This window comes from Niallia sp. Kr1 (assembly GCF_050389805.1).
Taxonomy (GTDB): domain Bacteria; phylum Bacillota; class Bacilli; order Bacillales; family Cytobacillaceae; genus Bacillus_BD.
The window spans coordinates 2,553,504-2,569,339 of record NZ_CP130945.1; the positions used below are offsets into that span (position 1 = coordinate 2,553,504).

Here is a 15,836-nt window from a genome sequence, read left to right on the forward strand (position 1 = left end):
AATGAAAGCGTTCTATATAGAACGGAATATTGAACAATGGGGGTTTAGAAAAAATGAAAAAAAGATTCAAAGTTTCAATGGTTAGCTTGTTGGCAATGGTGTTATTGATCTTTACAGCTTGTTCGAGTGGGGCAAGTGGTGGTAGCGGTTCTGGTGGAGAAGGGAAAAATGTAGAATTTAAATTCGGTAGTATGGACGCTCCCGATCATGTTCAGAACTCTGAAACCTTTAAAAATTTTAGTGAAGACGTTACAGAATTAACAGAAGGTCGTGTTTCATTTCAAATGTTTACGGGAGGTTCTTTAGGGGGACCAAAGGAAACACTTGATAACATTACAACAGGAATTATGGATGTAGGAAGAGGAATTCACGGGTATAATGCAGGGAAATTTGAAGTTCAATCGGTGATGAATTTACCATTTATGGCAAATGGGAATGCTGCAGAATTAAGTATTGTAACACAAAAATTACATGATCAATTTCCTGAAATTCAAGAAGAATATTCTGATGTAAAACTATTATGGGTACACGCTGCTGATCCATATGCGATTATTACAAAAGGGAAGCAAGTGAAAAGCTTTGAAGATGTAAAAGGATTAAAGCTAAGAACACCATCTGTAGAAGGTGGAAAGATGATTGAATCTTGGGGAGCCACTCCAGTATCATTACCAGCTCCTGAAATCTATGATGCACTGCAAAAAGGGGTTATTGATGGAGGCGTATTGCCAATTGCTGCAATTAAAGATTTCAATTTAACGGATGTTGTTGATTATGTGACAATCGGTAACTTTAATACGAACCTTTTCTATGTATCTATGAATAAAGATAGTTGGAATCGAATTTCTCCTGAAGATCAAAAGTTAATTGAAGAAAACTTTACTGGTGTATCAATGGCTGAAAAAGCTGGACAAGCCTTTGATGGTCAAAAAGAAAGAGCAGAAAAAGAGGCGAAAGAAGCAGGTGTTGAATTTATCACATTATCAGAAGAAGAGTTAAAGAAGTTCAAAGAGCCTGCTAAAGTGGTAACAGAAGATTGGTTATCCAAGATGGAGAGTAAAGGAATTGATGGACAAAAAATTTATGATGAAGCTGTGAAGTTAATAGAAGAGAAATAAAAAGAGGTGACATAAATGAGTCAAGAAGTAGGTCAAGATCTTTCGTTAGGGGCAGCTGCTCCTAACGAAGTCTCTTTTTTAAAAAAACTAACCAATGGGTTAGAAAAAATAACAAAAACCGTAAATAATGTTTTACACAAAATTTCAAGTGTGTTTCTTTTCTTATTAATGTTTTTAACAGCTGCAGATGTAATTGGTAGAAACATTTTTAATAGTCCAATTACGGGAACTTATGAACTTACTGGACTTGTATTAGCATTAATGATTTTCTTTAGTCTAGGATCTGGTCAGCTAGGGAAAGACCATATTGAGATCGACTTTTTAACCAATATGATGCCGGAAAAAATACAAGCAGGTTTATATGCGATATCTTCCTTTATCCTATTTGTCCTTATGTTCATAACCACCTGGCAATTGTATGAATTCGGAATGAGAACTATGCTTGGTGGAGAGTTAAGTGGCGATTTAGGGTTACCATTACACATTTTTATTTTCGCTGCTTTTGTTGGAGCCATAGCTTTTACGCTCACCTATTTACTTGATATGTTTCAATCTATTTTAAAGGTGGTGAATAAGAAATGAGTCCTGAGATTATAGGTGTATTAGGTATTGTTTTATTATTAGTTCTCATTCTTTTAAGAGTTTCGGTAGGTCTTTCTTTGTTTCTCGTTGGTTTTGTTGGTGTATCGATGTTATCCGATTGGAGTGTCGGATTATCCCAATTAGGGGCATCTGCATTTGGTTCATCTAATAACTATGGATTAAGTGTCATTCCGATGTTTATCTTAATGGGGATGTTTATGTCCAATACGGGACTTGGCAAAGATTTATTTATTGCAGTTGATAAATGGATTGGGCATTTACGTGGAGGTCTTGCAATAGCGACGATTGGCGCCGCATCGATCTTTTCAGCAATATCGGGATCGTCCAATGCGACGACTGCAACTTTATCAAAAATTTGTATTCCAGAAATGAATGAGTACAAATATAAAACGACTTTTTCTACTGCTGCAGTAGCAGCGGGAGGAACGTTAGGAGTTTTAATTCCACCAAGTGTTCTTTTAATTATCTATGGAGCATTGACGTCTGTACCGATTGGTCCTCTATTAATCGGAGGACTTGTACCAGGTATCATCATGACTTTATTGTTTATGGTCATGATTAACATTCAAGTACGTTTAAATCCAGCGATTGCACCAACGAAAAAAGAAACGACATCGATGGCTGAAAAATTTACATCTTTAAAAAGTGTATGGCCTTTTTTAGTTATTTTTGCAATTAGTATTGGCGGTATTTACTTAGGCATCTTTACACCAAGTGAAGCAGGTGGAGTAGGAGCGATTGGAGCCTTTCTTCTAACGGTTTTAACGAAAAAATTAAGCTTTAAAAAATTACTTTCTTCATTAGATGAAACATTACGTTTAACGGTTATGTTATTTTTAATCTTAATTGGTGCAGGTTTATTTGGGAAATTTTTAGCCTTAAGCCAAATTCCAATGTATTTAACGAATTTAGTAGGATCATTAGATGTAAATCCATATGTTATATTATTCTTAATTCTAGGTGTTTATTTTATTTTGGGCATGTTCCTTGAGGGAATTGCCATTATGACTTTGACTTTACCAATCGTTTTTCCGATTATCACACAACTCGGGTTTGATGGATTATGGTTTGGAGTAATCATGATCATGCTCATTAATATCGGTGTATTAACACCACCACTAGGTTTAAGCGTTTATATCATAAGTGGAATTGTTAAAGAAGTCCCGATTCAACAAATCTTTAAAGGCGTCATTCCAGCCATACTTACAATGGCAGCCTTAACAGTCGTTCTCATTATTTTCCCAGAAATCGTAACATTCCTACCTAATATGATTGAATGACAAAGGGTGACAGGCACCTTCCATTCTATGGAAGGCGCCTGTCACCCTTAATATTGTATTTATTCCTTTCTTAGTGAGCCTAAGAAAACTTTTTGCGCCGCTAATACACCTGCACCTGGATCAAAGTGATAGGAAAAATCCTGTAATCCCGCTTCGATTAAGGAAACAGCTTCAAGAATATCGGAAGGGAAGCAATAGCCCATATGACCAAATCTGAAAATTTTTCCTTGTAAAGGTCCGAGCCCTCCTGCAAAATCAAGGTGATATTTTTTCTTTAAATGTCCTAAAAAAGTGGATAGATCGATTCCTTCAGGCTTTTTAATCGCCGTAATTGTTGGAGAAGCGTATTCATCACCTGTTAATAACTCAATCGAAAGAGCCATCATGGCTTCACGAACCATCTGTTTCATTAATTGATGACGTTCAACTGTTTTTGGAAATCCACCTTCTTCATCAATGAGATCACAGACAGCCGAAAGTCCCATTATGAGTGAAATCGACGGTGTATTGGGTGTCATTCCTTTTGCAGCCCACTCACGGTAGCTTATTAAATTTAGATAATAGGCAGGAGTGTTGTTTTCCTCTATCACTTTCCACGCTTTATCACTCACGCTTAAAAGCGCAAGACCAGGTGGGAGCATCATCGCTTTTTGTGAACCTGTTACCAAAATATCAATATTCCACTCGTCCATTTTTGGGGCAGCTCCTCCAATAGCGCTGACGCCGTCGACGATAAATAGAGCATCTGTATGGGTTCGCACCACTTCACCTAATTGATCGATAGGATTTAAAATTCCAGTTGAAGTTTCATTATACGTAGCAAAAACTGCTTTAATATTAGACAACGGTTTCAAAAATTCAATAAGGTCCTCTTTTGTACAGGCTTCGCCCCATTTTTTCTCGAGCTTATGTACATGGAATCCATAGTTTTCGCAAATTGAAACAAAATAATCACCAAAAGCGCCAACTGTGATGACGACAACCTCTTCACCAGGGGAAACAGTGTTGACCGCTGCTGCTTCTAATGCGGCCGTTCCTCCTGAGGGTAGGAACAGTATATCTTGCTTTGTTCCAAAAATAGGTTTTAAACGTTGTGTTGTTTTTTGGTATAATTCCACAAACTCTTCGGTGCGGTGACTAATCATATTCTGAGCCATAGCAAGCTCTACTTTTTTCGGAATGGGTGTTGGTCCGGGATGTCTAAGAATATTTGGATACATGAATTTCCCTCCATTATACAATTTAGTGACCTCCGTTCCATTATACCTTAAAACATAAGGGGGATTCCTTGATTTTCCATGTTTCGAAAATGATTTTATATCGATTCTTTTCGACTGACTTTTCACTTGCTTAACCAGAAACTTTCCCTAATAATGTTGGTGATAAAATTAATAACTAAAAAAGAGTGATCATAGTGAATGACTACAAAGAATTAATACAAAAACAAAGAAAATATTTTTCAAAAGGGCATACGAAAAGTCTTGAGTTCCGTATCCAAGCTCTACAAAAGTTGAGAGATTCCATTAAATCCAACGAACAAGAACTGATGGATGCTTTAAATAAGGTTTTAAATAAAAGCGAATTTGATTCCTATATTACCGAAATTGGAATTCTATTAGAAGAAATCCGATTTACCCTTAAACATATAAAAAAATGGGCTAAGCCTCGAAAAGTGAAATCTTCCATCGCGCAGTTTGGGGCAAAAAGTATGATTTATACAGAACCTTACGGAGTAGCGCTCGTCATTTCTCCATGGAATTATCCATTTGAATTAGCAGTTGCACCCTTAATTGGAGCAATTGCAGCTGGAAATTGTGCTGTTTTAAAACCATCTGAACTGACACCAGCCACTTCAGAATTATTAGAAAAGATCATTTCAGGTACCTTCCCAGAAGAGTATATTGCGGTCGTACAGGGAGGAGTGGAAACTAGTCAAGGTCTCCTAAAGGAGAAATGGGATTATATCTTTTTTACGGGAAGTGTTTCGGTCGGGAAGATGATAATGGAAGCCGCTGCGAAATCCTTAACCCCTGTCACATTAGAACTGGGTGGGAAAAGTCCGTGTATTGTCCATAAAGATGCCAACTTAGTATTGGCTGCTAAACGGATTGCATGGGGGAAGTTTATCAATGCGGGGCAGACCTGTGTGGCACCTGATTATCTATATATACATCGAGAGGTCCAAGATGAATTCTTATCGTTGTTCCAAAAAGCAATTGTAGAATTATATACAGATGATGTTTTTAAAAGTGGGGAGTTTACCCGGATCGTAAGTGAGCGACATTTTAACCGGCTCACTCATTTTATAAAAGGGTCTATACATTATGGGGGAAAACATGAATCCTCGTCATTAACGATTGAACCAACTGTGTTAACGGACGTGACATGGGAAGATGATGTCATGAAGGAAGAAATCTTTGGTCCGATTTTACCTGTGTTAACCTATAGTGATCACAGTGATATGATAGATGGAATTAATCAACGCCCGAAACCACTAGCTCTATATGTGTTTTCCGAAAGTGAGTCCTTCCAACAAACCATATTAGAAAAGATCTCATTTGGTGGAGGGTGTATCAATGATACCGTCTATCATTTAAGTTCTCCTTATCTGCCGTTTGGTGGAGTCGGTGAAAGTGGGGTAGGGGCTTACCGTGGAAAAGGTAGCTTTGATACCTTTTCCCATGAGAAAAGTATCTTAAAACAAACCACGAAGGTTGACTTTCCGTTTCGTTATCAAAATCGGAAAAATGGGTTGAAGCTGTTAAAAAAGGTGATTAAATAACGTATCTTAGGAAATGGACAAGGGACTTGCTCCTTTGATCGTTTTCTAAGTAAGATTAAAAATAAGGGCAATGGGTAGAATGCTATTCCCGTTGCTTCAAATGATATCAATTCATTTAGTGGTTTTTATTAGATGGATTTATATAATGCAAGCAATCCAAATAATACGGCCCCCAGCAAGATAGATCACGGCTGTCAAATTTTTTCAATGAAAAAGTTAATCAAGGAGACTAACACTAACATAATGGCTAAAGTAAAAAAGCTTTTTTTCTTATCATGCTAATCTTCCTTTTATTTTACTCACTTATTAAATCGGATAGGTAAGCAAAAAGGGGATTAATGAACATTTTTTCCTAAGCCTTCAACAAGCCACTTTTGAAATAAACATGGATGTCCTTTCTTTTATTATACAACTTTTACCCCCTCTTCTTTGTGAAAAAAGTGAAATGTTGGTAACAAATCCATTAAATATTCGAATAAGTAATAATCTTTAAAAAAACCATGCTCTCTATAATTTTTTCTAGTATAATTGTAAGAAAACGATGATTATTGATGCGAACAATAGAGAAGTGGGGGATTTTTCATGATCATCCATTCATCAGGAAAAACGTATAATCATGAGGTGGATATTCATAATCGTCAAATCAAAACTCCAGCGACAGCTATTGGGATCCTAAGGGAAATTCTCGTTTCAAATATTGGACAAGAACGATTAAAAGGATTTCTTATCCGATTTGGTAGGGAAATGGGTGTGTATGATGCAGAACAAGCTTTGAATGAAAACTTTTCACCAGAAGAATTGTTCAAACAAGGACCGATCTATCATTGTATGAATGGACAAATTTCAGGTGCCGTGTACGACGGTCGTGTTGAAATCGATGATTATGATCAGATTATCTCCTTAACCGGATCTGGGACTTGGGAAAATTCATACGAGGCGATGGAGCATCTTAAAAGGTTTGGCATTTCCGAGTATCCCGTTTGTCATACCCTTATTGGCTATGCAAGTGGCTTCATGTCAACTATAAGTGGAAAGCAAGTATTAGCGAAAGAAGTGTCCTGTATTGGCATGGGAGATTCAGAGTGCCGCTGGGTCTTGAAGACTGAACATGAATGGGACGATGAACTAAAGGGCGGACTTCATTATTACCATGAACAACCAATCGTCGAAGAACTGCAGTATACGTATGAACAATTGCTTCAACAAAAAAATACGGTGACAAGATTAATGGAGTTTCAAAAGGTTTTAACAGAAGAGATCGCCAATGGGAGTAATTTACAAACGATTATTGACATGGTGTATCGTTTAATTGATATTCCTATACTCATTCATGACATTGACCTTCGAAACATCGCTTACTCAGGTCTATCTCAGGATAAGTTTCATCAGATTCAAGATGAAATGAATCATTATATGAAAGAAAATAGCGGAATCTTCCCTCAAACCCGAAAAGAGAAGGTTCAACTGCCTTTTCGCAAAAAGACTATCCAAATGGAGAATAGGGTACACTTTATTGTTCCGATCCTTATTGAAAAAGAAGTGTTTGGATATTGCACATTTCTATATCATGAAATCGATCCTGTTAATCACGAAGACGATTATTTTCTATTAGCACGAATTGCAAATGCAGCTTCTTTGCTCCTACTAAATGAGAAAGCTCGATTTGAATCGTTTGCAAGAATGAAGGGGGTATTTCTTGAGCAGGTTTTAAACGGAACAATTACTTCACGAAAAGAAATGATTGCTAAAGGTAGATATACAGGGGTAAATCTTGAATTACCCTATTATATCGCTATTTTGGAACATAATAATCAGTCTCTTTCGATGGAGGTTGCATTTCATTTTCAAGAAAAAATCTATGAAACAATCTCTCAATATTTTAAAAGAAACAATCTAAATAGTTTAATCGGACTCTATGAAGGAAATATCATTCTTTATATATCGAGAGAAGATACAGAAAAGGTCGACATTCAATCCATTATGCTGGAATTGTACCAAGAATTAAATGCATATTACCCGGAATTTTCATTTAAACTAGGGATCAGCAATGAAGGAAACAATATAAAGAATTTGAAGCAGCAATATGAGGAGGCAGCGGTTGCATTAAGGCTTAATACATCTCAAAAAGTTGTGCTATTTAAATCTTTGGGAATTGTTGGAATTTTGATTAACTCCAATAATAAGAGCGCCATTAAAATGTTAGCGGACCAAGAACTGGGACCTTTACTCAATAGAGAAGATCCGAAAATGGAAGAGTTAATGAAAACATTATATCTATTCTTGCTAAATGGAGGAAAGCTTGAACAAACTCTTACAGATCTTTCGATTTCCATGAGTGGTCTTTTGTATCGAATTAAAAAGATTGAAAGCCTCATTGATAAAGATCTTCGTAACCCTACAGATGCGTACCAATTATTACTTTTAATCGAATCTTTGATTGCCTTGGGTGAATTACATCTAACCCATTAAAAAAACATGGATTACTCCCGTGTTTTTTTAATTTTGATACAGATCTCATTTCTGTACCATAAAAAATTTACTAAAAAGAGTAATAATTTAGTAGGTTTTTGTTGTGTTCTAATTATTCAGAATTATATATCATTTAATTAGAACCAAAGATCATCAAAACTCTCGCTATATTAATTGAAAGCGAATTCAAATCAAATGAGAGGTTCAAGAAAGGGGTTTTACAATGGGATCATATGAAACGAAAAAAATCAATACTGGAAACTACAATACATTTTTCTGTGAAGGCGGGGAATCAAACTCCGAAACGATTATTTTTCTTCACGGTTCAGGACCAGGAGCGAATTCAGAAACAAACTGGCGTAATATTCTACCTGCATTAAAGGATCGCTATCACGTCATCGCACCTGATTATCACGGATTTGGTAATTCAGATCACCCTGAAACACCTCCAAAGAGTTTTTGGGAGTGGACACAATGCCGAGTTGAGCAAATACTGGAATTAATGGATTATTTAAAAATCGAAAAGGCAAAGCTGGTAGGAAACTCAATGGGTGGCGCCATTTCATTGAACTTGTTGATGACAGCACCCGAACGATTTGAAAAAGTCCTTTTAATGGGAAGTGGTGGTGGAGAAGCAGCTCCTACTCCTGAAATTGTAAGAATGGTAGGATTTTATAAAAACCCAACGTATACAGCATTAAAGAATTTAACGACTTGGTTTGTTTATGACTTAAAGAGTATAGAAGGAGAACTAGAAGCGGTTCTAAAAGAACGTTATGAAAACGTCATGCGCCCTGAAATTAGAAATTCCTACATCAATAATGCATTCCCAATGATGCCAGGGGAGGGTGTGATTCCTCCGAGTGCTTTAAGACAAATGACACAACCAATTCTACTCCTACATGGTGTTGAAGATCGATTTGTGGCAAAAGAAAGCAGTTTATCGTTGCTGCAACATCTGCCAAATGCCCAACTGCATTTAATCAAAGGCTGTGGTCACTGGATTCAAATCGAAAAGCGTGAAATATTCTTGAATCTATTAACCCAGTTTTTCGAAGGTAAATTAGATTAATAATGTAAAAATAGTTATATGCCAGGTAGTATTATACTTGGCATATATTTCAGATAAATATTTTGAATATTCAAAATAAGGGGGATTTACGATGTCAAGAGAATTATTAAAAGAAGAAAATACAACAGTTGAAGAGCTGCTAGCTGGGGCTGAAAGAGTTGGTAAGCTTGCGGAACAGGAAATGGTAGAAGCAGATCAAAATCGGACAGTATCTAAAAATGTTGTCAATTTAATTAAAGAAACCCAAATCTCACGAATCTTACTTCCGAAAAAATATGGCGGTCCTCAAGTTGATCTAAAAACATTTGCTCATATTATTCGAAAGGTTTCTTATCATAATATCTCAGCTGGTTGGTTGACATATCTCTACCCGCTTCATAATTCGCTCCCATCTTATCTACCGGAAAAAGGAATGGACGAAATTGCGACGTCCGAAGGATTAGTCGTTGACGTCTTTGCCCCAGTAGGAAAAGCAGAGAGGGATGGCGATGGTTACCGCATTTCAGGAAAATGGCATTTTGCTAGTGGTGTCTTGCATAGTGAATGGATTGGTCTAGGAGTTATCATGGAAATGCCAGATGGCATAGGACCTGAGTTTTGTATGCCGATCATGAGAACTTCTGAAGTAGAGATTTTAAATAATTGGGATACCTTTGGTTTAAGAGGTTCAGGAAGTAACTCAGTCGTAGTTGACAATGTGTATGTACCGATTGAGCGAATCCTACGACTAGATAAGGTTGCAGTCGAAATGAAACGTCCACCGTTTGACCATTATGACAAGGATTATCCATTTTACCATAAACCATTTTTCTCAACTTTCTATCTGGGTTTCCAGAATATCGCTCTTGGTGGAGCGAAACGTCTGTTAAAAGAATTTAAAGAACGAACTGAAAAACGAATTCGTCTTGACGGAACTCCTGAAAAAGAATCTCCGCGCAGCCAGAGAGTGCTTGCAGAGCTAACGATGAAGTATAAACAAGCAGAGTTACTGGTCGACCATTATATTGATTTATTGGAAAACTATGATGAAAATAACCCGACCTCTGCTGAGGAATTTTTTTCCATCCGTGCAACAGCGATCAAACATTGTACAGAAATTGCCAATCGAATTCTGTTAACCTTAGGGGGAGCAGCCCTTTCTAAGGGTGACATCGTAGAAATAATGACGAGAGATATTTTAGCAGTCGCAACACATATCACAGCATTGTATGAAGATTCGGTTGCAGATTACGGTAAAAATCTCTTTGGTTATGAAACAACACGAAATGGTTAATGAATAAAAGTTGCACTCAGTTTAAAATTTTTCCTCATTCAATCATGAAACGATAAAATCACCAATTAGGAGATTTAAATAATAATAGGGGAATCGCTTCTTATATTTATAGTTGTAGTTTTTGTTCTAAATAGGACAGTCGATTGAAGTATAGTAAACAGGAACGAAGACGGTATGGAAAAGAGTCATTATGTCTGATCATTTAAGCGTACTTTTTTATTCAATAAAATAAATTGTTAGGTGAATGAAGATGACTTTTACAAAGGTATGTACATTAATCGATATTCCAGAAGATAGGGGATTAAATGTAAAGGATGGAGACTTAAGTGTAGCTGTCTTCAAAATAGGCAGAGAAGTATATGCAACTCAGGATCTTTGTTCACATGGGCTCTGGTCACTATCAGAAATTGGATACTTGGAAGGAGACCGGATTGTATGCTCCTTGCATATGGGGAAATTTTGTGTTCAATCAGGAAGAGTTAAATCATTACCACCTCGTCAGCCGCTGAAAACATACCCGACTCTTATTAAAGGGGAAGACGTTTATATCGATTTTGATGGAGTGCTCATTGGGGAATAAGTAGAAAAAATAATTAAAAGGAGGATATTAAAATGACGATTAAACAATTAGGTTATCTAGGTTTTTCCGTAAAAGATGTTCCTGCATGGCGTAAACTATTAACGAGTGGGCTGGGATTAGAAGAAGTAGAAAGTAAACATGAAACGGCTCTATTTCGTTTAGATTCTAGAGCATGGAGAATCTCGGTGGATTATGGTGAAGAAGATGATGTTACTTTTGCAGGTTTTGAAGTTGCGAACGCTCAAAGTTTTGAAAGATTGACGAAGAAGTTAATCAATGCAGGTGTGGAAGTAAAGACAGGTGATGTAGAACTAGCAAAACGACGCGGGGTTCTTGATATCATCTCGTTAACAGATCCGTATGGGTTACCACTTGAAATCTACTATGGCGCAACTGAAGCTTTCAATAAGCCATTTGTATCACCAACAGGTGTTTCAGGTTTCCTTACAGATGAACAAGGAATTGGACATATCGTGCGAAACGTACCAGATGTTCAGGAGGCTATGACTTTTTATACGGAACTATTAGATTTCAAATTATCCGACATTATTGAAATGAGTGTTGGACCTGATATCGTGATCCCGATTTATTTCTTCCACTGTAACGGACGCCATCATACGCTCGCCCTTGCAAGTATGCCAATGCCGAAGCGGATTCAACATTTCATGTTTGAAGTGAAATCACTAGATGATGTGGGGCATGCTTACGATCGTCTTGATAATGAGGATTTAATTACGTTAACACTTGGAAAACACAGCAATGATCATATGATTTCCTTTTATGCGATGACACCATCTGGAATAGAAGTTGAGTATGGGTGGGACGGAAGACCGGTTGATGATGATTGGACAGTAGCAAGACATGATACGATCAGTGCATGGGGCCATAAGCCGGTCAAACAAACGCTACAAGTGTAACTTCCTTCAGCAAGTGTTTTTGTACCGAAGGCTTGCAACAGGTACAGAAGTCCCTAACGATTATATGTGGCAAGATGAATGCAAGATTTTATCTATTCAGGGGGTCCAACCCCCGGCTGTCTCGGATTTTTTGAAGGAAATGTTTTGAGGAAGCTCAGAGATTGTATACAGACTAAAATTCGACTAGCGCATTTGATTGTAGATAAATAGCGAGGTCGCGCATGAATGCCTTCATTTTTTATGCGGCCTCGTTTCTCGTTTTATACACTTTTTATGAAAAAGAGGATCAATATGAATACTCAATTAATATGGAATCGAAACTTTTTCATGGTATGGATGAGTACCTTTTTATTATTTACTGTTTTTTATTCCTTGCTTACATCGATGCCAATTTATGTGACGGATGCATTAGGGGGCGGAGGGAATGAAAGTGGTCTAGTCATCTCTATCTTTATCATCGCATCCGTTTTATTTCGTTTATTTTGGGAAGATGGCTGGATCAATACGGCAAGAAACAGGCTCTTGTTTTATCCTTGCTTTTATTTCTTGTTTCCAGCTTCCTATACGTCATTGTATAAAATTTTATTGGGCTCTTTCTATTACATTTTCTTCATGGCGTATCTTTTGGAATTGCTTCGACTGCAACAGAAGCCATCGCTGCTGAGATCCTTCCGGCAAACAAAAAAGGGGAAGGGATTGGCTATTATGCACTTTCCTATAATACGGCCATGTTTGTTGGTCCCTTTCTTGGGTTAACGATGATTAATCAATTCAACTATGTTGTCTATTTTATCTTTTTAGCTAGTCTATCTTGTCTGTCACTCTTTTTCTCCAGCACGGTTAAACTCAATCAGATGCTGCTTGAGAAAAAAAGTGAGCAAGAAAAGTGCTCATATTGGATTAAGATGATCGAGCTCAAAGCGGTTCCCGTATCGATTACAGCGATGTTTGTTGCCATTGCGTTTAGTGGTTTTCTTACTTATATTCCCTTATATACCTTTAGTCTTGAACTGAGTTCAGTGGCGGGTTATTTCTATTATTATTTATGCAACCTCACTAATTTTATTGCGACCGGTTACTGGAAGAATTTTTGACCAGTATAATGAACATTACATCATCTATTGTGGAGCTTTTCTTTTTACAGTAGGGTTAATCTGCCTCTGTCTAGCCAATACTGCTGTTGTATTTTTACTATCTGCAGCCATAATCGGTGCAGGCTTCAGCAGGTTGAGTCCAAGTCTTCAAGCATTTGCAGTCAAATCAATGACTACTAGAAGAAGTGGTCTAGCGACAGCAACATATCTTACTTTCTTTGATATTGGTGTCGGACTTGGGTCTTTTGTGTTAGGAATAATTGTATCAGGTACTAGTTTTTCAATGATGTACTTTTTCTCAGCCATACTGGTCATATTTTCAGCAATTATTTACTATTATCTTCATCACCGTCAAAAAGTTTCAATCAAAACAAAAGAACACATGAATGCTTAACATAGGCGGCAGACGTATTCCAGTCTGGTTTTAATCTGTCACTCTGCAAATTAAACAATGGTATCCATCTCTACTAAGTCCCTTGGAGTAATAATGGCTAATGGGGTTTCTGTTTTTTTGCCTGTAGCGGTAATGACAACGGCTTCTAGTCTCCGATTTTTTTGATGATAATCCTCAAAAATTTCTTCAACTTCAAACATATCTGTTTCTCTACCGACAAACTCAACGGGCCTCGGTTTGCTAATACCTTCTAAATCTTTCACTAGAACATGATTTAAATGAATCGTTTTATCCGAAAGGTTTTGCGCAAGCCATTGAATAATGCTTTCTGCGGTTAACAACCATTTAAAACCTCTTTGGTCATATATCGGAAAAATAGAGTAGGGTTTGTTTTTTATGACACTTAAAACCTCTAATAGTTTAGTATGTTCATCGTAATACACAACAGGCTTGGATCCAACTAGTAGAGCGTTCTTTGGTTGAAAGACTAACGAAGCAATATTCTCGATCTGTACCACTACTTTTTCATGGGGCTCTGCAATATAGAAGCCTTTGCCAATCTTTTCATGAACAATGGAATTTCGTAAACGGGCAAACATCTTTAAATCATGATAATTTTTTCGAATGATTGAATGCTGCGGAAATCCATTTTTTAGTAGCTCTGAAAATTTGTCGGAATGGGCGCCTTTAATATTCTTCCTTAGCCAACTATGAATCTGATTAAATGCGATTTCAAATCTCTCAGATAGATTTTTTTCGACTATGCTAGTCATTGTTTTTTCCTCCAAAACCTTTTATCTTCAAAAACAATATAATTATAGGGACAAGTTTATTAATGATAATCATATTTTAACAAATGATCGTATACGGAATAAAGTAGAAAAATAGAAGTGATTCTTGTCATTCAATTCCTTGAGCTTATTCTATGATAAAGAAAAGTTATGGCTTTGCCCCTATAAGTGTAGGAGGTTGGTAGGCAAAAATGATAGGGTGACAAACAGCCTCTATTGTATGGAAGCTATCTGCCACTCTATTTTTATGGTCTTATAAGCAGTGTGTCAGAGGTGCGAATCTTCTGAGACACTTGAATAAAATTCGAAACCTTATCCCGCTCTTAATGGGCAATAAGATCCACTAAAAAGCAGTAGGGACGGAAAACGACCCTACTGCTAGAAATAGAATTTTTACTTTATCTTCTATGATATTCACTAGGCACAGCGTTAATTCTAATATTTCGATCAAGTTCTGCGATTTTTGCCATATCGTCTGCACTTAATTCAAAGTCAAATAGATTAAAGTTCTCTTCTATGCGGGAAGGTGTTACAGATTTTGGAATAACAATTGAACCTTCTTGCAAATGCCAACGAAGAATCACTTGAGCTGCCGTTTTTCCATGCGCTGTTGCAAGTTCCTTGATTACTTCATCTTGTAGAACATCGCGCCCATTCATTAATGGACAATAAGATTCAATATAAATATTATGTTTTGCACAAAATTCTTTCAGCTCTTTCTGCTGGAAGTATGGATGACATTCTACCTGATTCACGGTCGGAACTACTTCACATTCATTTAATATTCTTTCCAGATGCTCAATATCGAAGTTACTCACACCAATTGCCTTGGCACGACCTTCTTTATAAATTTTTTCCATCGCTTTATAACTTTCAACATATAAATCAAATTTAGGTGTTGGCCAATGGATGAGATATAAATCAACATAATCCAGACCGAGTCTATCTAAACTGTCATCAAATGCTTTTAGTGTTTTCTCATAACCTTGGTCAGCGTTCCATAACTTTGTTGTAACAAAAAGATTTTCTCTTGGAATAGAACTTTCAGCAATTGCTTGTCCTACGCCTTTTTCATTTTCATAAATGGTTGCTGTGTCAATTAAACGATAACCTGTCTTTAGAGCTGTTGCAACTGCAGGTTTCGCTTCTTCATCCGGTACCTGCCAAACACCATATCCCAATTGTGGCATTTTGCTACCATTATTTAATGTTACGTAATTCATAAATTCGCATCCTTTCTAGCTGTTTTATAAAATCTAGTGAAGTGGCTCTCCATTCTTTAATCACCATTTATTGTAACAATAGAAATTTTCCAAGTAAAACGATTGAATTTGAAAAACACAATTGAACGTAACTGCAACATTGACGACTATGGGATATGGCGTACAATGTGTTAAAAGTTTTTTAGATCAAAATCATAAAAGACGACTCGACATTCAAAACATGAATGGTAGTCGTCTTTTATA

General features: G+C 36.8%; 14 protein-coding genes. 11 read left to right on the forward strand and 3 right to left on the reverse strand.

Features of this window, described 5'->3' with window-relative positions:
• The first annotated feature begins 53 nt into the window (after positions 1–53).
• From Q5760_RS12310 to Q5760_RS12320, 3 genes are read left to right on the forward strand one after another with little or no spacing between them, the layout of a single operon-like run.
• Positions 54–1,115, forward strand: a complete 1,062-nt coding sequence (locus Q5760_RS12310) for a TRAP transporter substrate-binding protein (protein WP_428912444.1) — start codon at positions 54–56, stop codon at positions 1,113–1,115.
• 15 nt (positions 1,116–1,130) lie between these two features.
• A complete protein-coding gene (locus Q5760_RS12315; protein ID WP_428912445.1) occupies positions 1,131–1,697 on the forward strand; it encodes a TRAP transporter small permease in 567 nt (188 codons plus the stop codon).
• A complete protein-coding gene (locus tag Q5760_RS12320; RefSeq protein ID WP_428912446.1) occupies positions 1,694–2,998 on the forward strand; it encodes a TRAP transporter large permease in 1,305 nt (434 codons plus the stop codon). The genes Q5760_RS12315 and Q5760_RS12320 overlap by 4 nt, the downstream gene beginning before the upstream one ends.
• A gap of 59 nt (positions 2,999–3,057) precedes the next feature.
• On the opposite strand, the gene Q5760_RS12325 is transcribed toward Q5760_RS12320, so the two are convergent.
• Positions 3,058–4,218 (reverse strand): pyridoxal-phosphate-dependent aminotransferase family protein, encoded by a 1,161-nt coding sequence (locus Q5760_RS12325; RefSeq protein ID WP_428912447.1) that lies wholly within the window; start codon positions 4,216–4,218, stop codon positions 3,058–3,060.
• Positions 4,219–4,412: 194 nt separating this feature from the next.
• On the opposite strand from Q5760_RS12325, the gene Q5760_RS12330 reads away from it, so the two are divergent.
• From Q5760_RS12330 to Q5760_RS12365, 8 genes are all read left to right on the forward strand, one after another.
• The gene (locus Q5760_RS12330) at positions 4,413–5,780 is read left to right on the forward strand and encodes an aldehyde dehydrogenase (protein WP_428912448.1); all 1,368 of its coding nucleotides are present in this window, start codon (positions 4,413–4,415) and stop codon (positions 5,778–5,780) included.
• Positions 5,781–6,362: 582 nt separating this feature from the next.
• Positions 6,363–8,249, forward strand: coding sequence for a V4R domain-containing protein (locus Q5760_RS12335; protein ID WP_428912449.1), 1,887 nt, complete (start codon positions 6,363–6,365; stop codon positions 8,247–8,249).
• 223 nt (positions 8,250–8,472) lie between these two features.
• Positions 8,473–9,321: an alpha/beta fold hydrolase gene (locus Q5760_RS12340; RefSeq protein WP_428912450.1), complete on the forward strand. Its 849-nt coding sequence runs from the start codon at positions 8,473–8,475 to the stop codon at positions 9,319–9,321.
• 91 nt (positions 9,322–9,412) lie between these two features.
• Positions 9,413–10,594, forward strand: coding sequence for an acyl-CoA dehydrogenase family protein (locus Q5760_RS12345; RefSeq protein WP_428912451.1), 1,182 nt, complete (start codon positions 9,413–9,415; stop codon positions 10,592–10,594).
• A 250-nt stretch (positions 10,595–10,844) separates the two neighbouring features.
• Entirely contained in the window at positions 10,845–11,174 is a 330-nt protein-coding gene (locus tag Q5760_RS12350) for a non-heme iron oxygenase ferredoxin subunit (protein WP_428912452.1), read from the forward strand.
• 32 nt (positions 11,175–11,206) lie between these two features.
• Complete coding sequence (gene bphC / locus Q5760_RS12355; protein ID WP_428912453.1) at positions 11,207–12,091, forward strand: biphenyl-2,3-diol 1,2-dioxygenase; 885 nt, start codon at positions 11,207–11,209, stop codon at positions 12,089–12,091.
• A gap of 629 nt (positions 12,092–12,720) precedes the next feature.
• Positions 12,721–13,185: an MFS transporter gene (locus tag Q5760_RS12360; protein ID WP_428912566.1), complete on the forward strand. Its 465-nt coding sequence runs from the start codon at positions 12,721–12,723 to the stop codon at positions 13,183–13,185.
• Positions 13,157–13,579 carry an MFS transporter gene (locus tag Q5760_RS12365; protein WP_428912454.1) on the forward strand — a complete coding sequence of 141 codons (423 nt, stop codon included), beginning with the start codon at positions 13,157–13,159 and terminating at the stop codon, positions 13,577–13,579. Before Q5760_RS12360 ends, Q5760_RS12365 begins: the two co-directional genes overlap by 29 nt.
• A gap of 50 nt (positions 13,580–13,629) precedes the next feature.
• Here the strand turns inward: Q5760_RS12365 and Q5760_RS12370 are convergent, their stop codons facing one another.
• Together Q5760_RS12370 and Q5760_RS12375 are read right to left on the reverse strand one after the other, a co-directional pair.
• Positions 13,630–14,352 (reverse strand): CBS domain-containing protein, encoded by a 723-nt coding sequence (locus tag Q5760_RS12370; RefSeq protein ID WP_428912455.1) that lies wholly within the window; start codon positions 14,350–14,352, stop codon positions 13,630–13,632.
• A 416-nt stretch (positions 14,353–14,768) separates the two neighbouring features.
• The gene (locus Q5760_RS12375; RefSeq protein ID WP_428912456.1) at positions 14,769–15,593 is read right to left on the reverse strand and encodes an aldo/keto reductase; all 825 of its coding nucleotides are present in this window, start codon (positions 15,591–15,593) and stop codon (positions 14,769–14,771) included.
• Between the last annotated feature and the right edge of the window lie 243 nt (positions 15,594–15,836).